The 22,480-nt window shown below is 67.4% G+C and carries 30 protein-coding genes; 24 read left to right on the plus strand and 6 right to left on the minus strand.

Annotated elements, in window-relative coordinates:
• The first annotated feature begins 71 nt into the window (after positions 1-71).
• From L8G49_RS13205 to L8G49_RS13240, 8 genes are all read left to right on the plus strand, one after another.
• Positions 72-539, plus strand: coding sequence for a TspO/MBR family protein (locus L8G49_RS13205; protein ID WP_242138588.1), 468 nt, complete (start codon positions 72-74; stop codon positions 537-539).
• Positions 540-632: 93 nt separating this feature from the next.
• Positions 633-1,436 (plus strand): DUF2189 domain-containing protein, encoded by an 804-nt coding sequence (locus L8G49_RS13210; RefSeq protein ID WP_242186287.1) that lies wholly within the window; start codon positions 633-635, stop codon positions 1,434-1,436.
• Positions 1,437-1,515: 79 nt separating this feature from the next.
• Positions 1,516-1,986, plus strand: a complete 471-nt coding sequence (locus L8G49_RS13215; protein WP_242186288.1) for a dihydrofolate reductase — start codon at positions 1,516-1,518, stop codon at positions 1,984-1,986.
• 102 nt (positions 1,987-2,088) lie between these two features.
• Positions 2,089-3,264 carry a dipeptidase gene (locus tag L8G49_RS13220; protein WP_242186289.1) on the plus strand — a complete coding sequence of 392 codons (1,176 nt, stop codon included), beginning with the start codon at positions 2,089-2,091 and terminating at the stop codon, positions 3,262-3,264.
• 34 nt (positions 3,265-3,298) lie between these two features.
• Positions 3,299-4,225 (plus strand): bifunctional riboflavin kinase/FAD synthetase, encoded by a 927-nt coding sequence (locus L8G49_RS13225; RefSeq protein ID WP_242186290.1) that lies wholly within the window; start codon positions 3,299-3,301, stop codon positions 4,223-4,225.
• A 417-nt stretch (positions 4,226-4,642) separates the two neighbouring features.
• On the plus strand, positions 4,643-4,966 hold the full coding sequence (locus tag L8G49_RS13230) for a glycine zipper 2TM domain-containing protein (protein ID WP_242138583.1): 324 nt from the start codon (positions 4,643-4,645) through the stop codon (positions 4,964-4,966).
• A gap of 79 nt (positions 4,967-5,045) precedes the next feature.
• The gene (locus tag L8G49_RS13235) at positions 5,046-5,474 is read left to right on the plus strand and encodes an OsmC family protein (RefSeq protein ID WP_277923280.1); all 429 of its coding nucleotides are present in this window, start codon (positions 5,046-5,048) and stop codon (positions 5,472-5,474) included.
• Positions 5,475-5,590: 116 nt separating this feature from the next.
• Complete coding sequence (locus L8G49_RS13240) at positions 5,591-6,139, plus strand: glycine zipper 2TM domain-containing protein (RefSeq protein ID WP_242138581.1); 549 nt, start codon at positions 5,591-5,593, stop codon at positions 6,137-6,139.
• Between the two features lie 64 nt (positions 6,140-6,203).
• On the opposite strand, the gene L8G49_RS13245 is transcribed toward L8G49_RS13240, so the two are convergent.
• Complete coding sequence (locus L8G49_RS13245) at positions 6,204-6,434, minus strand: hypothetical protein (protein WP_242138580.1); 231 nt, start codon at positions 6,432-6,434, stop codon at positions 6,204-6,206.
• 138 nt (positions 6,435-6,572) lie between these two features.
• Here L8G49_RS13245 and crcB point away from each other — a divergent pair, with 138 nt between their 5' ends.
• The 6 genes from crcB (at position 6,573) to L8G49_RS13275 (ending at position 10,513) form a co-directional block, all read left to right on the plus strand.
• Positions 6,573-6,947: a fluoride efflux transporter CrcB gene (gene crcB / locus L8G49_RS13250; RefSeq protein ID WP_242138579.1), complete on the plus strand. Its 375-nt coding sequence runs from the start codon at positions 6,573-6,575 to the stop codon at positions 6,945-6,947.
• Entirely contained in the window at positions 6,944-8,065 is a 1,122-nt protein-coding gene (locus L8G49_RS13255; protein ID WP_242186291.1) for an RluA family pseudouridine synthase, read from the plus strand. The genes crcB and L8G49_RS13255 overlap by 4 nt, the downstream gene beginning before the upstream one ends.
• Positions 8,066-8,186: 121 nt before the next feature.
• The gene (locus tag L8G49_RS13260; protein WP_242186292.1) at positions 8,187-8,786 is read left to right on the plus strand and encodes an FMN-binding negative transcriptional regulator; all 600 of its coding nucleotides are present in this window, start codon (positions 8,187-8,189) and stop codon (positions 8,784-8,786) included.
• Between the two features lie 142 nt (positions 8,787-8,928).
• Positions 8,929-9,606 (plus strand): HAD-IA family hydrolase, encoded by a 678-nt coding sequence (locus L8G49_RS13265; RefSeq protein WP_242138576.1) that lies wholly within the window; start codon positions 8,929-8,931, stop codon positions 9,604-9,606.
• Complete coding sequence (locus L8G49_RS13270) at positions 9,603-9,824, plus strand: hypothetical protein (RefSeq protein ID WP_242186293.1); 222 nt, start codon at positions 9,603-9,605, stop codon at positions 9,822-9,824. The genes L8G49_RS13265 and L8G49_RS13270 overlap by 4 nt, the downstream gene beginning before the upstream one ends.
• Positions 9,821-10,513 carry an ATP12 family protein gene (locus L8G49_RS13275; protein WP_242186295.1) on the plus strand — a complete coding sequence of 231 codons (693 nt, stop codon included), beginning with the start codon at positions 9,821-9,823 and terminating at the stop codon, positions 10,511-10,513. The genes L8G49_RS13270 and L8G49_RS13275 overlap by 4 nt, the downstream gene beginning before the upstream one ends.
• A 250-nt stretch (positions 10,514-10,763) precedes the next feature.
• Here the strand turns inward: L8G49_RS13275 and gmk are convergent, their stop codons facing one another.
• From gmk to L8G49_RS13295, 4 genes are all read right to left on the minus strand, one after another.
• Positions 10,764-11,420: a guanylate kinase gene (gene gmk / locus L8G49_RS13280; RefSeq protein WP_242138573.1), complete on the minus strand. Its 657-nt coding sequence runs from the start codon at positions 11,418-11,420 to the stop codon at positions 10,764-10,766.
• A 48-nt stretch (positions 11,421-11,468) separates the two neighbouring features.
• Entirely contained in the window at positions 11,469-11,690 is a 222-nt protein-coding gene (locus L8G49_RS13285; RefSeq protein WP_242138572.1) for a hypothetical protein, read from the minus strand.
• A 222-nt stretch (positions 11,691-11,912) separates the two neighbouring features.
• Positions 11,913-13,298 (minus strand): class II fumarate hydratase, encoded by a 1,386-nt coding sequence (gene fumC, locus L8G49_RS13290; protein WP_242186296.1) that lies wholly within the window; start codon positions 13,296-13,298, stop codon positions 11,913-11,915.
• 46 nt (positions 13,299-13,344) lie between these two features.
• Positions 13,345-13,827 carry a ClpXP protease specificity-enhancing factor SspB gene (locus L8G49_RS13295; protein WP_242138570.1) on the minus strand — a complete coding sequence of 161 codons (483 nt, stop codon included), beginning with the start codon at positions 13,825-13,827 and terminating at the stop codon, positions 13,345-13,347.
• Between the two features lie 71 nt (positions 13,828-13,898).
• On the opposite strand from L8G49_RS13295, the gene hisB reads away from it, so the two are divergent.
• The 10 genes from hisB to L8G49_RS13345 all read left to right on the plus strand — a co-directional run bounded on the left by hisB (position 13,899) and on the right by L8G49_RS13345 (position 21,184).
• Positions 13,899-14,486, plus strand: coding sequence for an imidazoleglycerol-phosphate dehydratase HisB (gene hisB / locus L8G49_RS13300; protein WP_242138569.1), 588 nt, complete (start codon positions 13,899-13,901; stop codon positions 14,484-14,486).
• 1 nt (position 14,487) lies between these two features.
• Positions 14,488-14,802 carry a YciI family protein gene (locus L8G49_RS13305; protein ID WP_242138568.1) on the plus strand — a complete coding sequence of 105 codons (315 nt, stop codon included), beginning with the start codon at positions 14,488-14,490 and terminating at the stop codon, positions 14,800-14,802.
• Entirely contained in the window at positions 14,799-15,404 is a 606-nt protein-coding gene (gene hisH, locus L8G49_RS13310) for an imidazole glycerol phosphate synthase subunit HisH (protein WP_242138567.1), read from the plus strand. Before L8G49_RS13305 ends, hisH begins: the two co-directional genes overlap by 4 nt.
• A gap of 118 nt (positions 15,405-15,522) precedes the next feature.
• Positions 15,523-16,257: a 1-(5-phosphoribosyl)-5-[(5-phosphoribosylamino)methylideneamino]imidazole-4-carboxamide isomerase gene (gene hisA, locus L8G49_RS13315; RefSeq protein ID WP_242138566.1), complete on the plus strand. Its 735-nt coding sequence runs from the start codon at positions 15,523-15,525 to the stop codon at positions 16,255-16,257.
• Positions 16,258-16,384: 127 nt separating this feature from the next.
• Positions 16,385-17,152 carry an imidazole glycerol phosphate synthase subunit HisF gene (gene hisF / locus L8G49_RS13320; RefSeq protein WP_242138565.1) on the plus strand — a complete coding sequence of 256 codons (768 nt, stop codon included), beginning with the start codon at positions 16,385-16,387 and terminating at the stop codon, positions 17,150-17,152.
• Positions 17,153-17,310: 158 nt separating this feature from the next.
• Complete coding sequence (locus L8G49_RS13325; RefSeq protein ID WP_242186299.1) at positions 17,311-17,478, plus strand: hypothetical protein; 168 nt, start codon at positions 17,311-17,313, stop codon at positions 17,476-17,478.
• Between the two features lie 32 nt (positions 17,479-17,510).
• Positions 17,511-17,834, plus strand: coding sequence for a phosphoribosyl-ATP diphosphatase (locus L8G49_RS13330; RefSeq protein ID WP_242138563.1), 324 nt, complete (start codon positions 17,511-17,513; stop codon positions 17,832-17,834).
• Between the two features lie 10 nt (positions 17,835-17,844).
• Positions 17,845-18,222, plus strand: a complete 378-nt coding sequence (locus L8G49_RS13335; protein ID WP_242138562.1) for an HIT domain-containing protein — start codon at positions 17,845-17,847, stop codon at positions 18,220-18,222.
• An 89-nt stretch (positions 18,223-18,311) separates the two neighbouring features.
• Complete coding sequence (locus L8G49_RS13340) at positions 18,312-19,865, plus strand: amino acid permease (protein WP_242138561.1); 1,554 nt, start codon at positions 18,312-18,314, stop codon at positions 19,863-19,865.
• 278 nt (positions 19,866-20,143) lie between these two features.
• The gene (locus L8G49_RS13345) at positions 20,144-21,184 is read left to right on the plus strand and encodes a glycosyltransferase (protein ID WP_242186301.1); all 1,041 of its coding nucleotides are present in this window, start codon (positions 20,144-20,146) and stop codon (positions 21,182-21,184) included.
• A 120-nt stretch (positions 21,185-21,304) separates the two neighbouring features.
• On the opposite strand, the gene L8G49_RS13350 is transcribed toward L8G49_RS13345, so the two are convergent.
• Positions 21,305-22,303, minus strand: coding sequence for an adenosine kinase (locus tag L8G49_RS13350; protein WP_242186302.1), 999 nt, complete (start codon positions 22,301-22,303; stop codon positions 21,305-21,307).
• Positions 22,304-22,480: the final 177 nt, after the last annotated feature.

The raw sequence follows: 22,480 nt of genomic DNA on the forward strand, positions 1-22,480 counted from the left end.
AGTGTACCACGCGCTTGACACCGAACAAGTGGACACTGGCAATTCTCGCGCGATGGCACCAGATGTACCGCATGAACCCGCTTTACGTCTCTGGCGCCGGCGCCGTCGTCCTGTTGATTGGTGGCGGTCTGGCAACGCCGATCGGCTCCTGGTATCGCGCGCTCCGCAAGCCGTCGTGGCAGCCACCGAACTGGCTGTTCGGGCCGGCCTGGACGATCCTGCTGGGCCTGGCGGCCTGGTCCGCCGCGATTGCCTGGACCGCGGCGCCGGACGCCACCGCGCGGACGCACGTCGTCATCCTGTTTGCGGTCAACGCGCTGTTCCATTTCCTGTGGAGCCCGTTGTTCTTCGCGCTCAGGCGTCCCGACTGGGCGCTGGTCGAGGTGGTTTTCCTGTGGGGTTCGCTCCTTGCCCTGCTGGTCGGCCTGGCGCCGATTTCCCCTTTCGCCGCCCTGCTGATCGTCCCCTACTTCCTGTGGGTCAGCTTCGCCGCCCTGCTCAACCGGGCGATCGTGCGACTGAACGGCCCCTTCGCCTGACCACCCATTCTCCGATTTGTTTGCGCGCCTGAACAGGCGTACAATGCTCCAACAGAAAAGAAGGAAAGCCGCTACACACGAGAGGATCCTGCCATGCCCACGACGTGGAATGCCACCCCCGCACATCCGTCCGCCGCAGCCCCTGACCTGCCGGAGATCCGGCGGATCAGCACGCACGACCTCAACTGGGCCCTGGCCGAAGGCTGGCGCGATTTCACCGAAAAGCGCGGCGATCTGATCTTTCTCGGCCTGTTGTATCCGATCGTGTGTTTCCTGGCCGTGCTGCTGGCGTCCAATGCGCCGCTGCTGCCGCTGCTGTTCCCGCTCGTTGCCGGACTGTCGATCGCCGGGCCGGCCGTGGCGTCGGGCTTCTACGAGCTCGCCCGCCGCCGCGAGGAAGGGCGCGACTCGAGCTGGTGGCATTTCCTCGATCCGCTCAACGGACGCAGCCGGACCCCGCTGGCGATGCTGACGTCCGGGATCGCGATCCTGTTCATCGGTTGGCTGGTGGTCGCTTATGCGCTGTATCAGGCGACCCTCGGCGCGACGCAGCCGATGCAGGTCGGCGACGTCTTCGGACGGCTCTTCACCACGACCGAGGGATGGGAACTGATCGTGCTCGGCAACCTCGCCGGGGCGGGGTTCGCGGTGGCCACGCTGGTGCTCGCGGCGGTGTCTTTCCCGATGGTGGTCGACCAGCCGGTCGACGCCGCGACCGCGCTGCGCACGTCGATTCGGGCGGCGCGCGAGAATCCGCGGGAGATGCTTGGCTGGGGCATGCGAGTCGCGGGCCTGATGCTGCTGGGGATGATCCCGGCGGCGATCGGGCTGGCGGTGGTGCTGCCCTGGCTGGGCTATGCCACCTGGCACCTGTACACGCGACTGGTGGTGCGCTGAGCGTTCGTTACCGGACGGCAGGACGCACCGCCGCGAGAAGGGATCGACCGCACGCCGCGTCAGCGGCTATGGCGGAGCCATGATCACGCTCATCCTCGCGCGGGCCGACAACGGCGTCATCGGCAACGCGGGCGCGCTGCCCTGGCATCTTCCCGCCGACCTCAAGCGATTCAAGGCGCTGACCATGGGCAAGCCGATGATCATGGGCCGCAAGACCTTCGACAGTTTCCCGGCTCCCTTGCCCGGTCGTCGCCACATCGTGCTGACCCGCGACCCGGCGTGGAGCGCCACCGGCGCGGAAGTGGTCCACGGGATGGATGCCGCACTGGCCCGTGCGGGTGACGGCGAAATCATGGTGATCGGCGGGGCGGAGGTGTTCGCGCTGTTCGCGCCGCATGCCCGCCGGATCGAACTGACCGAGGTACATGCGGTACCGGCGGGCGATGCAGTCGTCCCGCCCTTTACCGGCTGGCGCGAGATCGCCCGGGAGGACCATGCCGCAGCCGGGACTCGCCCCGCCCACAGCTTCGTCACGCTGACCAGGGACTGATCGCCCCCGGGCTTGCCGCGCCGCGCCCTGCCCCGCATACCGGCGGCCTGACCGGACCGGCACGTCGATGCCAGAGCACGTCCGGCAGGGCGGAGAGTGGCGATGATGCGCAAGATCCTGTGGGCGGTGCTGGCCGTCGCCATGCTTGGCGCGTTGCTGTTCTTCGTCCTGGCACCCGGCATGGTCGAGCGCGGCATGAACGTGGTCGAGCCGGTCGCGCTGCGGATCACGCCCCGCGCCCAGGCCTTGCATGCGCGCCTGCAGGTCGCTGACATGCATGCCGACACGCTGCTGTGGCAGCGCAGCCTGCTCGCGCCGGCGTCTCGGGGACAGGTGGACCTACCGCGGTTGCTCAAGGGAAATTACGCGCTGCAGGTGTTTTCGTCGGTGACCAAGACTCCGGCGAACCAGAATTACGATTCCAATCGATCCGACACCGACAACATCACCGCGCTGGCCATCGCCGATCTGCAACCGCCCCGCACCTGGGGGTCGCTGCTGCAACGCTCGCTATGGCATGCGCAGAAGCTCGACCGCTACGCGGCCGCTTCCGACGGCCGGTTGCGGGTGATCCAGTCGGCGGCGCAACTCGACCGCCTGCTCGCGGACCGCGCGGAAGGCGCGAAGGTCGTGGGCGCGATGCTCTCGATCGAAGGGCTGCAGGATCTCGAGGGCAAGCTGGCGAATCTCGACCTGTTGTACCGCGCGGGGTTCCGCATGGCGGGGCTCGCCCATTTCTTCGACAATGACGTCGCGGGCTCGATGCATGGGGAAGCGAAGGGCGGGCTGACGCCGCTCGGCCGGCAGGCGGTGCGGCGGATGGAGCACCTCGGCATGGTCGTCGACATCGCGCATGCGAGCCATGCCACGATCGCCGACGTGCTGGCCATGGCACGCCGCCCGGTGGTGGCGAGCCACGGCGGCGTGCAGGCGACGTGCAAGGTCAACCGCAACCTGACCGACGCCGAAATCAGGGGGGTCGCCCGGACCGGCGGCCTGGTGGGGATCGGCTATTGGGATGCCGCGATCTGCTCGACCCGCCCGGACGCGGCCGCAGCGGCGATTGCCCATGTCCGCGACCTGGTCGGGGTCGACCATGTCGGGCTCGGCTCCGATTTCGATGGCGCGGTGACGACCGGGTTCGATTCCGGCCAGGTCGTCGCGATCACCCAGGCGTTGATCGATCGCGGCTTCAGCGACGCCGACATCGCCAAGGTGATGGGCGGGAATGTCCTGCGCGTCCTGCGTGCCGGGATCATCCCCGACAAAGCCGCCTAGCGCAGCCGCGTCCGCGCCCGTATAGGCCGGTCGCATGGAGCGGCTCGACGGCAGCTCGGCGGTTCCGGAGCGCTTGCGCGGCGGGATCATCGCGCTCGGCAATTTCGATGGATTTCACCTGGGGCATCAGGCCGTGGTCGGCCGTGCCGTGGCGCGCGCGCGCGCGGAGGGCCGCCCGGCGCTCGTGGGCACGTTCGATCCGCACCCGATCCGCCATTTCGTCCCCGACAGCGCGCCGTTCCGCCTGACCACGCTCGACCAGCGCCAGCGGCTGTTTGCCGAGGCGGGTGCGGATGCGATGGTCGTGTTCCGCTTCGATACCGCGCTCGCCGCGCTCGGGGCGGAGGCGTTCGTCGAACAGCGGCTGATCGCGGCGCTCAGCATCGCCGGTGTGGTGACCGGCGAGGACTTCACCTTCGGCAAGGCGCGCAGCGGGTCGGTCGCGATGCTCGCGGCGTTCGGCGCGGCGCGCGGTTTCTCGGTCGATACCGTAGCCCCGGTGGCGCTCGACGGCGCGACCGTATCGTCGAGCCGGGTGCGCGAACTGCTGCAGGAGGGCGACCCGCGCGGCGCGGCGCGGCTGCTGACGCGCCCGTTCGCGATCGCGGGGCTGGTCCAGCATGGCGACAAGCTGGGGCGCACGATCGGCTATCCGACCGCCAATCTCGACATGGGCGGGTATGTGCGCCCGGCCTACGGGATCTACGCGGTGCGCGGGACGCTGACCGACGGGCGCGTGCTCGACGGCGCGGCGAACCTCGGGATCCGCCCGAGCTTCGATCCGCCGAAGGAACTGCTCGAACCGTTCTTCTTCGATTTTTCGGGCGACCTGTACGGGCAGCCGCTGGAGGTGGCGTTGATCGACTATCTGCGACCCGAGGCGCGTTTCGACTCGCTCGAGGCGCTGACCACGCAAATGGACGCGGACTGCGCGCGCGCTCGGGACTTGCTCGCGCGCTAGGGTACCCCAAGCCGTCAGCCCCGGGTCGCCAAGTTGGCGCGATGTGCGCGGTTACCGTGCCGGCCCCGGCTCGCGCGAAACCTCTGCGAACGGCGGTTTACGACCCTTCGTTTGCTGTTTTCCCGCGAAAGCGGGAATCCAGGGCCACGCATGACAACGGCTTACAATTCTCGCGACTCCTGGACTCCCGCTTTCGCGGGAGAACAGCTGTGGGTTCGCGGAGGCCATGCCTGCGCCGGGGTGACGGGGGGTTTCGGGACCAGCGTCGCAAGGCCAGCGCAAGGTCTCGCCTAGCCCTGCGCAACCCTGCACCAAGCTGAACGCGATGTTGTTTCACGTTCATGCAACTGCGCGTAATTACGGACTGTTACTGCTTCGGAAGTAATCCAAGGCAAGACTGTAACTGGGAGTAATTCAATGCGCACTTTCCTGATGGCGCTCAGCGCCGCTTCGCTCGTCATTCCCGCCACCATGGCCTTCCCGACCGCCGAAGCCGGCGCGCGCGAGCATTACCGTCACTATTCGCCGCGCGTCTATCAGGGCCGCGATGGCCGCCGGTATTGCCGCCACTCGGACGGGACGACCGGTCTGCTGGTCGGTGGCGTCGGGGGCGCGCTGCTGGGCAACTCGATCGCCGGCCATGGTGACAAGACGCTCGGCACGGTACTCGGTGGTGTCGCCGGCGCGTTCGGTGGCCGCGCGATCGATCGCGCCAGCACGGCGGATCGTCGCTGCAACTAACAGCTGTCCGTTCAGCACCCTATATCCAGCGCGGGCCTTGACGGGCCCGCGCTTTTTTGTGCCCTCGAGGAGAATGACGATGACCACACGCAGCGGATCGGCCACCTATGACGGCCTCGGCAAAGCCGGCAAGGGCCATGTCTCGACCCAGTCGGGCGTTCTTTCGGATACGCAATATGGCTTCAACAGCCGCTTCGAGGATGGTGCCGGCACCAACCCCGAGGAACTGATCGCCGCCGCGCATGCGAGCTGCTTCACGATGGCGCTCAGCTTCGCGCTCGCAGGCGCCGGTTTTACCGAGGGCAAGCTCGAGACGACCGCCAAGGTCACGCTCGACAAGGATGGCGACGGCTTCACCATCACCAAGTCGGCCCTCGACCTCAAGGCGACGATCGACGGGATCGATCCGGCAAAGTTCGAAGAGATCGCGGCAGGCGCCAAGGCGAACTGCCCGATCTCGAAGGTGCTTAATGCTGAAATTACATTAACCCATTCGCTTAACGCCTGATTTTGCTGACCCTTGCGTGAACGGTAGGTAGTTTTCCGTTCACGCAACTTTCGGTGCCGGGGATGAGTTCTCTATCCTGATCCACAATATGGATTTGGTTTAAGGAGCTCATCCCAATGCGTACGTTCATTCTGGCGGCGGCCATCGCAGCGTCCGCGCTGACCGCGATTCCGGCAGTCGCCCAGGACAACCCCAATCGCGAATATCGCCAGGACGTCCGCGATGCACGCCAGGACTATCGCCATGACATCCGCAACGCCGACTCGCGCGACGATGTCCGCGATGCGCGCCAGGATTATCGCCGCGACGTGCGCGATGCCCAGCGCGACCGCAACCGCGACTGGCGCCAGTATCGCAACTATGACTACAACCGGTACGAGAACGGCCAGCGCGCCTATTACGCCGAGAATTACTATCGCGACGGCCAATATTACCAGCCGCGCCGCCTGACGCGCAACGACCGGATCTATCGCGGTCGCGACAACCGCTATTACTGCCGTCGTGGCGACGGCACGACCGGGCTGATCGTCGGCGGTCTCGCCGGTGGCGCGCTCGGCAATACGATCGCGGGCGGCGGTTCGCGTCTGCTCGGGACGCTGATCGGCGGCGGCGCGGGTGCGCTGCTCGGCCAGTCGGTCGATCGCGGCAACGTCGTCTGCCGCTAACGCCGGTCGACGGTTAGACGGAAGGACCCGGCGTGCGAACGCCGGGCCCTTCTGCCGTCTGGCGTCAAAGCAAACCGCCGCCCAGCATCAGCCGGATCACCGCGACGATCAGCACGAAGATGTTGAAATTCCGCCCGGTCTTGTGCCCGGAAAGCATGCCAAGCGCCGCGCCCACCACGGCGATCGGGATCGCGAGATAATTGGCGAGTCCGAAGAACGGCACCAGCCCGACGAGCGCCACCGGCAAGGCGGCGAGACCGACCAGAACCGAAATGATGTTGACGATCATACCCATGCCGTGACCATGACGGCGAGGTTGGGGTTATGCAAGGTTTGCTGGCAAGCCGCTGAGCGACGGCCGACATACATCGCCGAACGACGTTTCCACGGGGCCGGGGTGACGAATGCGTCATTCCGCGCTAACGCAGCCGCAATGGTTCAGCTTTTTCTCGTCATGGCGGGTGGTGCCCTGGGCACCGCGGCGCGCTATCTCGTCGGGCGTGGCGCGGTTGCCGCGTTCGGCCCGATCTTTCCCTACGGTACGCTTGCGGTCAACCTGATCGGCGGGTTCGCGATGGGCGTGCTGATGGGCATGCTCGCGCGTGTCGGCGGCAATGAGAATACGCGGCTGTTGCTCGGCGTCGGGGTTCTCGGCGGCTTTACAACCTTTTCTTCCTTCTCGCTCGAGGTCGTGACGATGGTCGAGCGCGATGCGTGGATGACCGCGCTCGGCTATGTCCTTGCGTCGGTCCTCGGCGCGGTGCTGGCGCTGTTCGCCGGCCTCTGGCTTACCCGGATCGCAGCATGACCACCAAGACTCCCGACAAGCCCAGCAAGGCGACCAGCGACGTACGCCAGTTCAGCGTGGGGCCCGACGATGACGGGATCCGGCTCGACCGCTGGTTCAAGCGGCATTTGCCCGACACGAGCTACACCACGGTCGCCAAATGGGCGCGCACCGGGCAGCTCCGCGTCGATGGCGCGCGCGCCAAGCCGGGCGACCATGTCGTCGCCGGCCAGGCGATCCGCGTTCCCCCGGCCGAGCCGGTCCGCATCGACGCGCCGCAAAAGCGCGAGCGTCCGCCGCTCAGCGAAGACGAGATCACCTTCGCGCAGGAAATGGTGATCCACCGCGATGCGCAGGCGATCGTCCTCAACAAGCCGCCCGGTCTCGCGACGCAGGGCGGGACCAAGACGATCGAGCATGTCGACGGCCTGCTCGATGCGTTGCAGGACGACATGGAGGGCCGCCCCAAGCTGGTCCACCGGCTCGACAAGGATACGAGCGGCGCGCTGCTGATCGCGCGGACCGCGCGCGCGGCGGCGTATTTCTCCAAGTCCTTCTCCTCGCGCACCGCGCGGAAGACCTATTGGGCGCTGGTCGTCGGCGTGCCGTCGATCGAGGACGGGATGATCGAACTGCCGATCGCCAAGCAACCCGGCACCGGCGGCGAGAAGATGCATGTCGACGAGAAGGAAGGCAGCCCCGCGCGCACGCGCTACCGCGTGATCGAGATGGCGGGGACGACGACCGCGTGGCTCGAGCTGATCCCGCATACCGGGCGCACGCATCAGTTGCGTGTCCACCTCGCGGCGATCGGGCATCCGATCGTCGGTGACGGAAAATATGGCGGGCAGGCCGCGTTCTTGACCGGCAACATCTCGCGCAAGATGCATCTCCATTCGCGCCGGATCCGGATCGACCACCCCGATGGCGGCGCGATCGACGTCCAGGCCGAATTGCCGACGCATTTCTCCGAGAGCCTCAAGCAGCTCGGGTTCGACGAGATGCTCGGCAACATGATGCCGCTCGAATCGCCCCCGCCGCCGAGCCGCGAAGTGAAGAAGCAGCAAGCGCGCCAGCACGCCAAGACCTTCCGCAAGGATCGCAAGGGCGAACGGCGGCGGCGCGGTTCGGCGACGTGATTCGGGGGGGAAGCGCTTGTGCTCCTGCGCAGGCAGGAGCCCAGAGTTGCAGGCGCCGCGTCCGTGACGCTGGGCTCCTGCCTGCGCGGGAGCACGAAGGTATGGAAGCGCTGCGGACCTGATGCATCCCGATCCGGCCTTTCGCTGGGAAGACCGCGATGCGATGCGCGCGCTGGTGCGCGAACTCGGCTTCGGCGCTTTGTTCGTCGCGACGCCCGATGGCCCGCGCGTGGCGCATGTCCCGGTGGTATGGAACGACGACGCGACGCTCGCTTTCCATGTCTCGCGCGGCAACGGGATCGCGCGGCATCTGGACGGTGCTACGGGTGTGTTCGTGGTGCAGGGGCCGGACGGTTATGTCAGCCCGGACTGGTACGGGCTTGGCCCCGATCAGGTGCCGACGTGGAATTATGTCGCGGTCGAGCTGGAAGGCCGGATCGCGCGGCTCGATCACGACGGGCTGGTCGAGCAAGTCGATCGCGTCTCGGCGCTGCAGGAGGAGCGGCTCGCGCCCAAGACGCCGTGGACTCGCGACAAGATGGACGCGGCGCTGTTCGAGCGGATGACGCGCGGCATCCTCGGGTTCACGCTGACCGTGCAGGCGTGGCGCGGCACGCTGAAGCTCGGGCAGAACAAGCCGGACGCCGCGCGGCTTGCGGCGGCGGATGGCGTCGAAGCGGCGGGTCGGCGTGGGATCGCGCACTGGATGCGGAACGTATGATGGGCAGCCGGTCCTACCCCCTCGCGCCCTTCCCCGGCGAAGGCCGGGGCCCAGTCGCGCCGTCCATCGGCATCGAACGCAGCATGCGCCCCATCCGCCAGCACGACCGGGCCCCGGCCTTCGCCGGGGAAGGAAATATCTCATGACAGCCCTCCCCTCCCCCGCCCGCCTCGCGCTGTTCGATTGCGATGGCACACTGGTCGACAGCCAGGACAATATCTGCCGCTCGGTCGAAGCCGCGTTTACGCAGGCGAACCTCGTGGCACCCGACCGCAGCGCCATCCGCCGGATCGTTGGCCTGAGCCTGGTCGAAGCAATGCAGATGCTGCTGCCCGACGGCGACCCCGCACTGCACCGCAGCCTGGCGGACGATTACAAGGCGGCGTTCTTCAAGATGCGCACCTCGGGCGCGATGAGCGCCGAGCCGCTGTACGACGGCATTCTCGACGTGCTCGACCAGCTCGCGGGCGAAGGCTGGAAGCTAGGCGTCGCGACCGGCAAGTCCGACCGCGGCCTTGCGCATATCCTCGCGCATCACGGGATCGCCGCGCATTTCATCACGCTGCAGACTGCCGACCGCCACCCCTCCAAGCCGCATCCCTCGATGATCGAGACCGCGATGGCGGATGCGGGCGCGGTGCCGGAGACGACGGTGATGATCGGCGACACCAGCTACGACATGCTGATGGCACGCGCGGCGGGGACACGTGCTTTGGGGGTGGCGTGGGGCTATCACCCCGCCGAGGAACTGACCGAAGCGGGCGCGCATGCGGTCGCGGAGACGGTCGCCGCGCTCCCCGGATTGATGGAACAGCGATGACCGACCCCGATACGCTTGCGCGCAACCGCTATTTCGCGATGCTCGGCACGCGCCTGCTGGGCGTGGCCGGCGCGTTGCTCGGGCTGGTTCTGATCGCCCGCGCGCAATCGCCTGTACCCAAGGTGATCGGCACGGCGCTGGTGATCTCCGCGCTGTTGCTGATCGCGATCGTCCCGCGCGCGCTCGCGCGACGCTGGCGGAGTCCGGAGCAACCATGAAGCGGTTCTGGAAAGAGGTCGCGGTCGATGCCGAGCGCGGGATCCGGCTCGACGACCGCCCGCTGCGGACGCCCGGGCGCGTGCCGCTCGTGCTGCCGACCGAGGCGCTGGCGGAGGCGGTTGCCGAAGAATGGCGTTCGGTCGAAGAGGGGGCTGAGATCGACCCGCGCGCGATGCCGCTGACCGGGCTGGGCAATGCCTCAATCGATCGGGTCGGGCCTGACCCGATCCTGTTCGCACAAGGCCTCGCCCATTATGGCGAGAGCGACCTGCTCTGTTATCGGGCGGATTCACCCGAGGATCTGGTCGCGCGGCAGGCGGCGGCGTGGGACCCGCTGCTCGACTGGGCGCGCGCGCGGTACGACGTGCATATCGAGGTAGCGACCGGGATATTGCACCGCGCGCAGCCTCCGCTGACGCTGACGCGGCTGGCGGACGCGATCGCGGCGCGCGATGCGTTCACGCTGGCGGCGCTGTCGCCGGTCGTGACGATCGGCGGCTCGCTGATCGCGGCGCTCGCCTTGTCCGAGCGCGCGGCGAGCGCGGAACAGGTGTGGGACGCAGTGACGCTCGACGAGGAGTATCAGGCGGAACGCTGGGGCCGCGACCCGCTCGCCGCGGCGGGCATCGCAGCGCGGCGGCGCGACTTCGGTGGCGGCGTTCGGATGCTGGAGTTGCTGGCGGGCTGATTACCGGGAATCCCGCCCCCTATCCGTCATCCCCGCGGAAGCATGACCTCTGCGAAACCTTCGGTGTTCTCCCGCGAAGGCGGGAGTCCAGGAGTCGCGAGAACTGCAAGCCGTTGTTCTGCTTGGCTCTGGGTTCCCGCCGTCGCGGGAAAACAGAAAATAACGGTCCGTGACCCAACTTTAGCAGAGGTCTCGCCTTCGCAGGGAATGACGGCGGGGGGAAAGGACACGCCAAACCCCCAAACAATCCTTACTTCTCCGGCAAGCGCCGAATAAACCCGATCATCCCGCGCTGGCGCGACCGCTTGAGCCGTTCCGCGGTCAAGATCGTCTGGACGCACTCGTAACAGTCATCGAGATCGTCGTTGACCAGAACGTAATCGTACCCGTCCCAATGGCTCACCTCGGCGAGCGCACGGTCCATGCGGCGGTCGATGACCTCCTGCGAATCGGTCGCGCGCTTCTCGAGCCGGTCGCGCAGCGTCTTCAGCCCCGGTGGCAGGATGAACACGCGCACCACATCGCCGCCCGCAAGCTGGAACAATTGCTGCGCGCCCTGCCAGTCGATGTCGAACAGGATATCCTGCCCGTGCTCGAGATCCTTGAACACGGTGTCGCGCGGGGTGCCGTAGCGTTCGTCGAACACGCGCGCCCATTCGAGGAACTGGTCGTCTTCCGCCATGTGACGGAAGGTTTCCTTGTCGACGAAATGATAATCGCGCCCTTCGACCTCGCCCTTTCGCATCGGACGGGTCGTGTAGGACACCGACATCTTGAGCTTGTTATGCTCTTCCCTGAGCAGGCGATTGGCGATCGTCGACTTGCCCGCGCCCGAAGGCGAGGACAGGACGAACATCAGTCCGCGGCGTTTGAAGCTCTTGGGCTGCGAAGAACGATGGTCGGGCATGGCCGCTAGTGGCGCGGCCATAGGGTGTGCGTCAACCCGTCCGGCGTTTTAGCGCTGCGCGGGTTCCGCGCCGAACACCTCGGCCTTGAGCTTGCCGATGCCGCGCAGGACGAGCCAGCCGGTCGCAAACGTCAGCGCGAGCGGAATGACGGCGGTGATGACCTTGGCCGCGATCGCGCCCTCGATCGCGCCGTCGACGCTGCTGTCGTCACCGCTGGAACCGTCGATGGCGGCGCCGATGGCTGCGCCGATAAGGGTCGTTACGCTCATGATTGTCTCCTGTGGTGCGGCAGGTAGCGTTCGGGCGCGACGTTGGTTCCACGCGGGCTCCTGCGCCGGCGGCAGCCGGCCCCACGCCCGTCACCCCGGCGAAGGCCGGGGCCGCCATGTTCGGGGGCAAAACCGGCGATGTCGCGCGCCCGGACGTCCCGCTGCGCCCGGACAACCAGACGGCCCCGGCCTTCGCCGGGGTGACGGGAGGGAAACCGGAGATCAGACCATCGTTTCGGGCCGCACCAGCCGGTCGAACGTCGCCTCGTCCACCAGTCCGAGCGCGATCCCCGCCGCGCGCAGCGTCAGCCCCTCGTGATGCGCATGCTTGGCGATCTTCGCGGCATTGTCATAGCCGATCTCGGGCGCGAGCGCGGTGACGAGCATCAGCGAGCGATCGACCAGCTCGGCGATTCGCGTCTCGTCGGGTTCGATCCCCTCGACGCAGCGCTCCGCAAAACTCTCCATCGCGACCGCGAGCAGATCGATCGAGCGGAGCAATGCCGCGCCGAGCATCGGCTTGAACACGTTGAGCTCGAGATGCCCCTGCAAGCCGCCGATCGTGATCGCCTGATGATTGCCGATCACTTGGGCTGCGACCATCGTCAGCATCTCGCACTGGGTCGGGTTGACCTTGCCCGGCATGATCGAGCTGCCCGGCTCGTTTTCGGGCAGATGCAGCTCGCCCAGCCCCGAGCGCGGGCCGGAACCGAGCAGGCGGATGTCGTTGGCGATCTTAGTCAGCGCGACCGCAAGCGTGTTGAGCGTCCCCGACAACTGGACGATCGGATCGTTCGACGCGAGCGCCTCGAACGGGTTCTGCGCCGGGTGGAACGGCAGACCGGTGATCTCGGAGATGACCAGACAGATGTCGCGCGCAAAGCCCTTGGGCGCGTTGAGCCCGGTGCCGACCGCGGTCCCGCCCTGCGCGAGCCGGTTGGTGCCATGCGTGACCGCCGGGTCGATCCGCCGCCGGCAGCGGTACAATTGGTTGGCGTAGCCCGAGAATTCCTGCCCGAGCGTGACCGGCGTGGCATCCTGCAGATGCGTCCGCCCGATCTTGACGATCCCGCTCCACGCGCGCGCCTTGGCGTCGAGTGCTGCATGCAGCCGGTCGAGCGCGGGGAACAGCCGCTGCGTGACGCCGATCGATGCGGCGATGTGGAGCGCGGTCGGGAAACTGTCGTTCGACGACTGGCTCTTGTTGACGTGGTCGTTCGGGTGGACCGGCGTCTTGCCGCCGCGCGTGCCCATGAGTTGCTCGTTGGCGCGGCCCGCGATCACTTCGTTGACGTTCATGTTGGTCTGCGTGCCCGACCCGGTCTGCCAGATGACCAGCGGGAACTGGTCGTCGAGCGCACCCGCCGCGACTTCGGCGGCGGCCGACTCGATCTGTCCGGCGATGTCCTCGGGAAGCCCGTGCGCGCGGTTCACCCGCGCGGCGGCCTGTTTGACGATCGCGAGCGCATGGACGATCGCGATCGGCATCCGCTCGGTCGCGGGGAAGGGGAAATTCTCGATCGAGCGCTGCGTCTGCGCGCCCCAATAGGCGCTCGCCGGAACCTCGACGGGGCCGAGCGAATCGGTTTCGGTACGGGTGTCGGTCATCGCCAGTCTCCAATGCCCCCGCTCCCATCAGCGGGGACCGGAGGGCTTATTTCTTGCGCTTGAAATCCACCGCGACGACGTTCGATCCGTCCTCGATCGGGGTTGCGGTCGGGCCGTCATTCTCGGCTTCGTCATGCGGGTCGGGGCCCTCGGGGCCTTCCGCCGCCTGGAAGCGCAGCTCGAAATTGACCGCGGGGTCGCTGAACCCGGTGATCGCCGAATAGGGGATCACCAGCTTCGACGGCACCTGGTTGAAGCTCAGGCCGACCGAGAACTTGGTCTCGTCGACCAGCAGATCCCAATAGCGGTTCTGCATGACGATCGTCATCTCGTCGGGGAAGCGCTCCATCAGCCGGGTCGGAATGTCGACGCCGGGGGCCTGGGTCTTGAAGGTGATGTAGAAATGGTGCTCGCCCGGCAGACCGCCGCTTTCGGCGACCGAACCGAGCACGCGGCCCACCACGGCACGCAGCGCCTCCTGGACGATATCGTCATAGGGAATCAGGCTATCGGGAAGACCATCGCTCATGCGCCCTTGGGTAGCGCCCTTTGCTTTCGGGTCAAGATTGCACGGGTGCAAAGAAGCGTTATGGGAAGGGCATGCGCACCGCCACCATCTCCCGCCGGACCAGCGAAACCTCGATTGACGTCACCGTCAACCTCGACGGCACCGGCCGTTACACCGTTTCCACCGGAGTCGGTTTTTTCGATCACATGCTCGAACAACTCGCGCGCCATTCGCTGATCGACATGGACGTCAAGACGGTCGGCGATCTCCATATCGACCAGCATCATACGGTCGAGGATACCGGGCTCGCGATCGGCGAGGCGGTGCTTAAGGCCTTGGGCGAGAAGCGCGGGATCCGCCGCTACGCCGACGCGCTGTCGCCGATGGACGAGACGCTGACCCGCGTCGCGATCGACATTTCCGGGCGGCCGTATCTCGTGTGGAAGACCGAATTCTCGCAGAAGCGCCTCGGCGAGATGGACACCGAGATGTTCGAACATTTCTTCCATTCGTTCGCGCAGACCGCGGGCGTCACGCTGCACATCGAGACGCTGTACGGCAGCAACAACCACCATATCGCCGAGGCCGCGTTCAAGGGCGTCGCGCGCGCGCTGCGCGAGGCGGTCGAGATCGACCCGCGCAAGGCGGATGCGATCCCGAGCACTAAGGGAACGCTCTGACATGGCGGGCGGGTTTCGCGCCGACGGTCCGTTGTGCCTGATCCTGCTTGAGTATGGCGAGTCGCTGGAGGCGGTGGATGCGCAGTTGAAGGCGCATGTCGCGTGGCTTGAGAAAGGCTTTGCGGAGGGCGTGTTCCTCGTTGCCGGGCGGCAGGACCCGCGCACCGGCGGGGTGATCGTCGCGCGCGGGCGCAAGGCCGAGGCGGAAGCGCTCGCCGCGACCGATCCGTTCGTCACCAGCGGAGTCGCGACCGCGCGCGTGATCCAGTTCAACGCGAGCTTCGCCGCGCCCGAGATCGCGGCGTTGCTGGCATGACGCTCGCGCTGATCGATTATGGCGCGGGCAACCTCCATTCGGTCGCCAATGCGCTCAAGGCGGCGGGGTGCGCCGACATTCTGATCACCGCCGATGCCGACGCGGTGACGCGTGCCGACCGGATCGTGCTTCCCGGCGTCGGCGCGTTCGGCGCCTGCGCCGCGGCGCTGCGGGCGGTGCCGGGAATGGTCGAGGCGCTGGAACAGCGCGTGCGGCGCGATGGCGTCCCGTTCCTCGGGATCTGCGTCGGCATGCAGCTGATGGCGGAGACCGGCGAAGAGCACGGCACCCACGCCGGGCTTGGCTGGATTCAGGGTACGGTGCGCCATCTCGCGCCTGCCGATTCGACCGCGAAGGTGCCGCACATGGGATGGAACGACGTCGTGCCGAGCGTCGCGCATCCGCTGATCGTGCCGGGGGAAGCGTATTTCCTGCATTCCTACGCGTTCGAGGGCGCGAACGTGATCGCAGGCACCGACCATGCCGGGCCAGTGACCGCGGCGATCGGCCGGGACAATATGCTGGGCGTCCAGTTCCATCCCGAAAAGAGCCAACGCTACGGGCTGGCGCTGCTCGAACGGTTTCTCGCGTGGCAACCGTGACGCCACCCGTCACCCCGGCGAAGGCCGGGGCCGTTGCGTTCGGCGCAGCCGGGGTGACCGATAGCCTGGCGGCCCCGGCCTTCGCCGGGGTGACGAAGCAGATTGTTACGAGGATTGCATGAGCCTGATCGTATTCCCCGCCATTGATCTCAAGCGTGGCCAGGTCGTCCGCCTCGCCGAGGGCGATATGGATCGCGCGACCGTTTACGGCGACGACCCCGCCGCGCAGGCGATGCTGTTCGCGGATGCCGGCGCGGAGCATCTCCACGTCGTCGACCTCGACGGCGCGTTCGCGGGCGAATCGGTCAATGGCGATGCGGTCCGCGCGATCGTCGAGCGCTTCCCCGGGCACGTTCAGCTTGGCGGCGGGATTCGCGATCGTGCGGGGATCGAACGGTGGTTCGACCTGGGCGTGTCGCGCGTCGTGATCGGTACGGCGGCGCTGGATAATCCTGAGCTCGTGCGCGCGGCCGCGCGCGATTTCCCGGGCGGGATCGTCGTCGCGGTCGATGCGCGCGACGGGTTCGTCGCAACCAAGGGCTGGGCGGATGTCTCGAGCGTCGAGGTGATCGACATGGCGCGGCGGTTCGAGGATGCGGGCGTCGCGGCGCTGCTGTTCACCGACGTCGGGCGGGACGGGATGCTCAAGGGCTGCAACGTCGAGGCGACGGTCGATCTGGCGCGGAACGTGCGGATCCCGGTGATCGCGAGTGGCGGGGTCAAGGGGATTGCCGAGATCCATGTGCTGGCGCTCCACAACCGGGATGGGGTCGAGGGCGTGATCACGGGGCGGGCGTTGTATGACGGCCGGCTCGACCTGGCGGCGGCGCTGGCCGTGGCGAAGGCGGCGTGAGGGGGGTACTACGCTTTCCCCTCCCCTTCAGGGGAGGGGCTAGGGGTGGGGCTGTGTCTCACCGAGGAGTAGCTTTGCTGGACTCCCCCACCCCAACCCCTCCCCTAAAGGGGAGGGGCTTTTTCGCATGACCGTCCGCGCACGCGTCATCCCCTGCCTCGACGTGGCGAACGGCCGCGTCGTCAAGGGCGTCAATTTCGTCGAACTGCGCGATGCGGGCGACCCGGTCGAGCAAGCGCGCGCCTATGATGCGGCGGGCGCGGACGAGCTCTGCTTCCTCGACATCACCGCAAGCCACGAGGCGCGCGGGACGATCCTCGACGTCGTGCGGCGGACCGCGGAGGTATGCTTCATGCCGCTCACCGTCGGCGGCGGGGTGCGTTCGGTCGAGGATGCGCGCGCGTTGCTGCTCGCGGGCGCGGACAAGGTCGCGGTCAACAGCGCGGCGGTCGCGCGGCCCGAGCTGGTCGGCGAGATGGCGGACCGCTTCGGCAGCCAGTGCGTCGTCGCCTCGGTCGATGCGCGGCGCGTGGGCGACGGGTGGGAGGTGTTCACCCACGGCGGTCGCCGCGCCACCGGGATCGACGCGGTCGCGCACGCGCTGCGGCTGGCGGAACTGGGCGCGGGCGAGTTGCTCGTCACGTCGATGGACCGGGACGGGACGCGGGGTGGCTATGATCTCGCGCTGATCCGCACCATCGCCGACAAGGTTCGCGTGCCGGTGGTGGCAAGCGGCGGCGTCGGCGGGCTCGCCGATCTCGTCGCCGGGATTACCGAGGGGCATGCGAGCGCCGTGCTCGCGGCGTCGATTTTCCACTTCGGCGAGGCGAGCATCGCGGACGCGCATGCCGCGCTCGCGGCGGCGGGGATTGCGGTGCGGCGGCCGGTGGCGTGAGGCCATCGTCGCGGAACCACCCCGGCGCAGGCCGGGGCTCAACGGCAAAGCGCCTGATAAGGAGGTGGCGATCCGCCCTTCGGAACCCTGCGCTATTCCGCCCCGGCCTCCGCCGCGGTGGTGCGGCACTTGCAACGTTTTCAGCTGCGGTCGTGACCATGCCATCGCGCCTGCACGCCACCGCCCTCCCGCACAGCGGTGTCGCCACCCCGCGCACTGGCCCAGCGCTGTCCGACATCGCGCTGTTCGTGCTCGCGGCGTTCGGCGTGTTCATCGTGCGTCGCGCGTTGCGCAAGCGCTTCCTCAAGCGCCCGCCCAAGGATTGACGCGCAGGCGCAACTACGCCAGCCCGGACCGCATGGCCGAAGACCCCATCGATACGCTCGCCGCGACGATCCTTGCCCGCAAGGGTGCCGACCCCGCGACTTCCTATACCGCCAGCCTGTTCGGCAAAGGCCGCAGGAAGATCGCGCAGAAGGTCGGCGAGGAAGCGGTCGAGACCGTCATCGCCGCGCTGACCGAGGACAAGGCTGCGCTGGTCGGAGAGGCGAGCGACCTGCTGTTTCACCTGCTCGTGCTGCTGGCGGACTGCGACGTGACGCTCGACGACGTCCGCGCCGAGATCGCGCAGCGCGAGGGTGTCTCGGGAATCGCCGAAAAGGCCGCGCGCGCCAATCCCTGAGGAGAGCATCATGCCCGTCGACGCCACCCTGCCCTATGACGACCAGAACGTGTTCGCCAAGATCCTGCGCGGCGAGATTCCGGCGCAGCGCCTGTACGAAGACGCGTTCGCGATCGCCTTCCCCGACATCAACCCGCAGGCCCCGACGCACATCCTGGTCATCCCCAAGGGCGCCTATGTCTCGTGGGACGATTTCAGCGCGCGCGGCACCGACGCAGAGATCGCGGGCTTCGTCCGCGCCGTCGGCACAGTGGCGCGCGAGGCGGGGCTGGTGACGAGCGGCTACCGCCTGCTGGCGAACGCCGGACCCGATTCGCTGCAGGAAGTCCCGCATCTGCACGTCCACATCTTCGCCGGGCACGCGCTCGGGCCGATGCTCGCGCGCTAAGGCTCTTGCGCGGGGGCCATTTGCAGCTAGGCTCGCGCACAATCATTGCGCGGCAACAAGCCCGCTGAACTCCCGGGAGAATTCACCGCATGTTATTTGGGCGTATCAAGTCTCTCGACGCCATTCTTGCGACTGCTGAGAAGAAATCGCTCCACCGTTCGCTCGGCTGGTTTCAGCTGACCTTGTTCGGGATCGGGTGCGTTATCGGCACGGGGATCTTCGTGCTGACCGCGGCCGGGGCCCAGAAGGCCGGTCCTGGCCTGATGCTGGCCTTCGCGATCGCAGGCGCGATCTGCATCGTGGCCGCGCTCTGCTACGCCGAGATTGCCGCGATGATCCCGGTGGCCGGGTCCGCCTACACCTATACCTATGCCTCCATGGGCGAATTCCTCGCCTGGACGGTCGGTTGGGCGCTGATCCTCGAATATGCGGTCGCCGCCAGCGCGGTCGCGGTCGGGTGGTCGGGCTATTTTTCCGGCACGATCCTGCAACATACGTTCGGCATCCATTTGCCGGCGTATCTTTCGGCGGGGCCGCTCGCGCTCGGCGGCGCGCCCGGCGGGCTGATCAATCTGCCCGCGGTGGTGATTTCCTTCCTGGTCACCTGGCTGCTGGTGATCGGCACGAGCGAGAGCGCCAAGGTCAACGCGGTGCTGGTGATGATCAAGATCGCCGCGCTGCTTGTCTTCATGTTCCTGACGGTGCCGCGGATCGACCCCGCGCAGTTCAATCCGTTCCTTCCCGCCGGCCTGTTTGGCGGCTTCGGCACCGGAGTCGGCGCGGTCGGCGCGGCGGCGACGATCTTCTTCGCCTATGTCGGTTTCGACTCGGTCTCGACCGCGGCCGAGGAAACCAAGAACCCGCAGCGCAACGTGCCGATCGGGCTGATCGGCAGCCTGGTGTTCTGCACGATCTTCTACATCGTCGTCGCGGCGGGCGCGATCGGGACGATCGGCGGCCAGCCGATCATGGGCCCGAACGGCATCCCCTTCCCCACCGGGTCGGAAGAACTCGCGCGGCAATGCGCGATGGCGGAGCATGCCGGCAAGCTGGTCTGCTCGAACGAGGCGCTCGCCCACGTTCTGCGCCAGATCGGCTTCGGCCCGATCGGCAACATGCTCGGCTATGCCGCGTTCATCGCCCTGCCCTCGGTGATCCTCGTGCTGCTGTTCGGCCAGACGCGCATCTTCTTCGTGATGAGCCGTGACGGGCTGCTGCCGGCCGCCTGGAGCAAGGTCCATCCGAAGTGGAAGACCCCGCATATCGTGACGATGATCACGGGGTGCGCGGTCGCGCTGGCGGCGGCGTTCCTACCGGTCGGCCAGCTTGCGGATTATGCCAATGCCGGGACGCTCTATGCGTTCATGATGGTGGCGATCGCGCTGCTCGTGCTGCGCAAGGTCCAGCCAAACCGCAAGCGCGCGTTCCGCACGCCGTTCGCCTGGGTGGTCGCGCCGCTGACGATCGTCGGCTGCCTGTTCCTGTTCTTCAACCTGCCGCTGGTGGCGATGCTGGTGTTGCCGGGCTGGGGCGTGATCGGGTTGCTGATCTACTTCCTCTACAGCCGCCAGCGCAGCCATGTGGGGCGTGGGATCGACGATCCGGAAGAAGCGGAGCTGGCGGGGATGCCGCCGCCGCGGTGATCAAGCTCGATTGAAACGACCGAAGAGGCCGGGGCCCAGTCCCCGGCCTTTTTTTGTGCCCGTGCGGGCCTCCTGTCATCGGGCAGGCGCGGGCATATTGTCCCGGCGTTCCGTCACCGGTAGAAGACGAACGGCGCCGCGTGCGAGCGATGCCGTGTATCCTCCAGCAATAGACGGCCCTGACCGGCCCCGTTTGCGTGAGAAGTCGCAGGTTTGACTGTAATTTCAAAGGTTGATCCGCCCAGGTCATTTACCCGCATCACGGTCGAGGAAAAGCGATGCCCCTGTCTTCTGCACCGACACCCGCTGCTTCGCTGACGATATCGGTGGTCCTCGCCACCCATAACGGCGCACGCTTCTTGCCGGAGCAACTGGACAGCCTGCTCGCGCAGACCCGTCTCCCCGACGAGATCATCATCACCGACGACAATTCCAGCGACGAGACGATGGCCATCGTCGCGGCATTTGCGCAGCAGTCCCGGGTTGCGGTCACCATCATCCGCAACGTGCCGGGTCTGGGGTTTGCCGATAACTTCCTTGCCGCCGCGCATACCGCGACGGGCGACGTCATCGCCTTTTGCGACCAGGACGACGTCTGGCGGTCCGACAAGCTCTACATGTGCGCGGCGGCGTTCGCCGATCCCGCGGTCAGCCTGGTCACCCACCGCGCCAACCTGATCGATCCCGCCGGAGTCCCCATCGGCGTGTTCGACCAGGGGATCACGCAAAATGCCACCAGGCCGCCGCTGAGCTACGATGTGTGGGGCACCTTCGCTGGGTTCACGATGGTGTACCGCCGTGACATCCTGACCGTGTCGCGCGATACCGCGCGGTTTTGCAACTATCTCGATCCAGCGCAGCCAACCGCCCACGACCGCTGGGTCACCTTCCTGGCGCAGATCCTCGGCCAGACCGTCGAACTCGACGCGCCGCTGGTCGATTATCGGCAACACCAGAACAATCTCTACGGTATCGGAAAGCCGCGGGAGAAAGCCGAGGATCGCGCGACGTACGTCGCGAAGGGAAGGACGTATCTGGAAGCGACACGGCGCATGGTCGAGGTGATCGACGAACTGGATCCGGCCTGCGAGGCGCGTTTCCCGGCGTTCGATCGCGCCGCGGCGCGGCGTTTCGTTTGCCGCGCGCTGCGCCAGCAGGAAGCGCGCAGCCGCTCCTACGGTATGCACCCGGTCGTGGCGATGGCCCAGATCGCCTTTGCAACCTGTTGCGGCGCTTATCTCGGCGCAAACGACAACCGGATGCGCTTCGGTTCGATCGCGCGAGACCTGCTGATCGCGATGATGCCCCGGACCGCGTGATCGCCCGGCGAGCACTCCCCGGTCGACGGCGGCGAGGGTGCGATTGGCCGCCGGCTGGCCGCCGGACCACGGCTGTCTCTCGACCCGTCCGGCGGCCATACCCGCGCCACTGTGCGGAAATTACGCCAGCTTCGACGCCACCAGCGCCTTGAGATCGACCTGCGCGCGGGCGCCGTAATGCGAGATGATCTCCGCCGCGCAGATCGCGCCCATCTTGAGCGACGCCGCGACGTCCTTGCCCTGCGCCTGGCCACGCAGGAAGCCCGCTGCGAACAGGTCGCCCGCGCCGGTCGTGTCGACGACGCGGTCGATCGGCTCGGCGGGGACGCTGACGGTCTTACCGCCGGAAACCGCGATCGCGCCGTGCTCGCTGCGCGTGACGACCAGCATCGGCACGTCCGCCGCCGCGGCCGCCACCGCCGCGTCGAAGTCCACCGTGTCCATCAGCGCGGTGATCTCGGCCTCGTTGGCGAACATGATGTCGATCAGGCCGTCCGCCATCAGCTTGCGGAAATCGCCGCCGTGGCGCGAGATGCAGAACACGTCGCTCAGCGTGAACGCGACCTTGCGCCCCGCCGCGCGCGCGACGTCGATCGCGGCGCGCATCGCCTGGCGCGGTTCTTCCGGATCCCACAGATAGCCCTCGAGATACAGGATCGCCGCGCTCGCGATCAGGTCACGGTCGAGCGCCGCCTCGGGGAGGAACTGCGATGCGCCGAGGAAGGTGTTCATCGTGCGCTGGCCGTCCGGCGTCACGAAGATCAGGCAGCGTGCGGTGGTCGGGTCGCCCTCGCGCGCGGCGGTGGTGAAATCGATCCCGACCGCACGGATGTCGTGCGCGAAGATGTCGCCGAGTTCGTCGTTCGCGACCTGGCCGATGAAGCCGCACTTGCCGCCCATCGCCGCGATCCCGGCGACGGTGTTCGCCGCCGAGCCGCCGCTCGCCTCGATCCCCGGGCCCATCTTGGCGTAGAGTGCGTCGGCTTCCTCCGGCGAGAACATCAGCTGCATCGAGCCCTTGGTCATCGCGGCTTCGGCGAGGAAGGCGTCGTCGGACTGCGACAGCACGTCGACGATGGCATTGCCGATCGCGACGACGTCGTACGTGGGCTCGGTCACAAGGGATCTCCGGTTTCAAATAGCGTTGCCGCGCCGTACCGGGGGGGTGCGGCGGGCGCAACCATCCGTCCGCCGGTCGGGTGATGCGGGCTTGCGCCGGCGCGCAGGACGGAAGGTTCCGCGCGGCACCCCGGCGGCACTGGCCCTCGCCGGGGTGACGGGGAAGCAGCCAGCCTG

It is taken from the genome of Sphingomonas sp. CARO-RG-8B-R24-01 (assembly GCF_022662295.1).
Lineage (GTDB): Bacteria > Pseudomonadota > Alphaproteobacteria > Sphingomonadales > Sphingomonadaceae > Sphingomonas.

What these genes read in the sequence shown, in the direction of transcription:
- L8G49_RS13205 (WP_242138588.1), top strand. Translation starts at nt 72, where the DNA reads ATGAACCCGCTTTACGTCTCTGGCGCCGGCGCCGTCGTCCTGTTGATT.
- L8G49_RS13210 (WP_242186287.1), top strand. Translation starts at nt 633, where the DNA reads ATGCCCACGACGTGGAATGCCACCCCCGCACATCCGTCCGCCGCAGCC.
- L8G49_RS13215 (WP_242186288.1), top strand. Translation starts at nt 1,516, where the DNA reads ATGATCACGCTCATCCTCGCGCGGGCCGACAACGGCGTCATCGGCAAC.
- L8G49_RS13220 (WP_242186289.1), top strand. Translation starts at nt 2,089, where the DNA reads ATGATGCGCAAGATCCTGTGGGCGGTGCTGGCCGTCGCCATGCTTGGC.
- L8G49_RS13225 (WP_242186290.1), top strand. Translation starts at nt 3,299, where the DNA reads ATGGAGCGGCTCGACGGCAGCTCGGCGGTTCCGGAGCGCTTGCGCGGC.
- L8G49_RS13230 (WP_242138583.1), top strand. Translation starts at nt 4,643, where the DNA reads ATGCGCACTTTCCTGATGGCGCTCAGCGCCGCTTCGCTCGTCATTCCC.
- L8G49_RS13235 (WP_277923280.1), top strand. Translation starts at nt 5,046, where the DNA reads ATGACCACACGCAGCGGATCGGCCACCTATGACGGCCTCGGCAAAGCC.
- L8G49_RS13240 (WP_242138581.1), top strand. Translation starts at nt 5,591, where the DNA reads ATGCGTACGTTCATTCTGGCGGCGGCCATCGCAGCGTCCGCGCTGACC.
- L8G49_RS13245 (WP_242138580.1), bottom strand. Translation starts at nt 6,434, where the DNA reads ATGGGTATGATCGTCAACATCATTTCGGTTCTGGTCGGTCTCGCCGCC.
- crcB (WP_242138579.1), top strand. Translation starts at nt 6,573, where the DNA reads ATGGTTCAGCTTTTTCTCGTCATGGCGGGTGGTGCCCTGGGCACCGCG.
- L8G49_RS13255 (WP_242186291.1), top strand. Translation starts at nt 6,944, where the DNA reads ATGACCACCAAGACTCCCGACAAGCCCAGCAAGGCGACCAGCGACGTA.
- L8G49_RS13260 (WP_242186292.1), top strand. Translation starts at nt 8,187, where the DNA reads ATGCATCCCGATCCGGCCTTTCGCTGGGAAGACCGCGATGCGATGCGC.
- L8G49_RS13265 (WP_242138576.1), top strand. Translation starts at nt 8,929, where the DNA reads ATGACAGCCCTCCCCTCCCCCGCCCGCCTCGCGCTGTTCGATTGCGAT.
- L8G49_RS13270 (WP_242186293.1), top strand. Translation starts at nt 9,603, where the DNA reads ATGACCGACCCCGATACGCTTGCGCGCAACCGCTATTTCGCGATGCTC.
- L8G49_RS13275 (WP_242186295.1), top strand. Translation starts at nt 9,821, where the DNA reads ATGAAGCGGTTCTGGAAAGAGGTCGCGGTCGATGCCGAGCGCGGGATC.
- gmk (WP_242138573.1), bottom strand. Translation starts at nt 11,420, where the DNA reads ATGCCCGACCATCGTTCTTCGCAGCCCAAGAGCTTCAAACGCCGCGGA.
- L8G49_RS13285 (WP_242138572.1), bottom strand. Translation starts at nt 11,690, where the DNA reads ATGAGCGTAACGACCCTTATCGGCGCAGCCATCGGCGCCGCCATCGAC.
- fumC (WP_242186296.1), bottom strand. Translation starts at nt 13,298, where the DNA reads ATGACCGACACCCGTACCGAAACCGATTCGCTCGGCCCCGTCGAGGTT.
- L8G49_RS13295 (WP_242138570.1), bottom strand. Translation starts at nt 13,827, where the DNA reads ATGAGCGATGGTCTTCCCGATAGCCTGATTCCCTATGACGATATCGTC.
- hisB (WP_242138569.1), top strand. Translation starts at nt 13,899, where the DNA reads ATGCGCACCGCCACCATCTCCCGCCGGACCAGCGAAACCTCGATTGAC.
- L8G49_RS13305 (WP_242138568.1), top strand. Translation starts at nt 14,488, where the DNA reads ATGGCGGGCGGGTTTCGCGCCGACGGTCCGTTGTGCCTGATCCTGCTT.
- hisH (WP_242138567.1), top strand. Translation starts at nt 14,799, where the DNA reads ATGACGCTCGCGCTGATCGATTATGGCGCGGGCAACCTCCATTCGGTC.
- hisA (WP_242138566.1), top strand. Translation starts at nt 15,523, where the DNA reads ATGAGCCTGATCGTATTCCCCGCCATTGATCTCAAGCGTGGCCAGGTC.
- hisF (WP_242138565.1), top strand. Translation starts at nt 16,385, where the DNA reads ATGACCGTCCGCGCACGCGTCATCCCCTGCCTCGACGTGGCGAACGGC.
- L8G49_RS13325 (WP_242186299.1), top strand. Translation starts at nt 17,311, where the DNA reads ATGCCATCGCGCCTGCACGCCACCGCCCTCCCGCACAGCGGTGTCGCC.
- L8G49_RS13330 (WP_242138563.1), top strand. Translation starts at nt 17,511, where the DNA reads ATGGCCGAAGACCCCATCGATACGCTCGCCGCGACGATCCTTGCCCGC.
- L8G49_RS13335 (WP_242138562.1), top strand. Translation starts at nt 17,845, where the DNA reads ATGCCCGTCGACGCCACCCTGCCCTATGACGACCAGAACGTGTTCGCC.
- L8G49_RS13340 (WP_242138561.1), top strand. Translation starts at nt 18,312, where the DNA reads ATGTTATTTGGGCGTATCAAGTCTCTCGACGCCATTCTTGCGACTGCT.
- L8G49_RS13345 (WP_242186301.1), top strand. Translation starts at nt 20,144, where the DNA reads ATGCCCCTGTCTTCTGCACCGACACCCGCTGCTTCGCTGACGATATCG.